The organism is Levilactobacillus zymae DSM 19395, assembly GCF_001434115.1.
GTDB classification, from domain to species: Bacteria; Bacillota; Bacilli; order Lactobacillales; family Lactobacillaceae; genus Levilactobacillus; species Levilactobacillus zymae.
In genome coordinates this window covers 1-634 of record NZ_AZDW01000009.1, presented here as the reverse complement: position 1 = coordinate 634, position 634 = coordinate 1, and the positions used below count along the sequence as shown (strand labels likewise).

The 634-nt window shown below is 33.9% G+C and carries 1 protein-coding gene; it reads right to left on the bottom strand.

Translation table 11 applies throughout. The features are described from left to right. Nucleotides 1-161 precede the first annotated feature (161 nt). Nucleotides 162-455, bottom strand: a complete 294-nt coding sequence (locus FD38_RS01580) for an STAS-like domain-containing protein (protein WP_057730534.1) — start codon at nt 453-455, stop codon at nt 162-164. Between the last annotated feature and the right edge of the window lie 179 nt (nt 456-634).

Genomic DNA, 634 nt, shown 5'->3' with positions numbered 1-634 from the left:
TTTTTGAAAAACATGAAAACTGACGACTTTTTTGGAAGGTATGAATAATTCAGGTGTTAGTATCTACATAAAATCCTTGGTTAAAAGTTTGCCTCATTTTTGCCAATTGCATCAAATCTGTTAAATCAATAACGCCCCGGCATTTAATTGTCGTCACTAGATTATGCCCTCCCCAGCTTATTCAAGAAATTATCCTTGCTTCTTTTATAGGTATCTACATCTAGTGGCGTCTCATTTTCCAGTTTAATATCTTGATTAATATCAATTTCCGGAAAGTTCCTCAACGCGTTAAACATAGCGTTAAAGAAAAGTGACGTGTGAGAACCTGAATCTTGAAAGTCTAAAATAATTGGTCGGCTACCCTTTTCAGCAATAATCTTTTCACCAACTTTTTTACCGCCAACGGGTGATAACACATCGTTTTCAGAAATTACTTTTACATTTATCTTTGCCATAATAATTCCTCACTTAACTTTCCTTATAGGAATAGTATCGGCCTGAATTATTCATACCTTCCAAAAAAGTCGTCAGTTTTCATGTTTTTCAAAAACTGACGGCTTTTGATCTTGCTTACTATGTACCTGAATTATTCATACCTTCCAAAAAAGTCGTCAGTTTTCATGTTTTTCAAAAA

Coding starts and splice junctions, on each gene's coding strand:
- FD38_RS01580 (WP_057730534.1), bottom strand. CDS start 455: ATGGCAAAGATAAATGTAAAAGTAATTTCTGAAAACGATGTGTTATCA.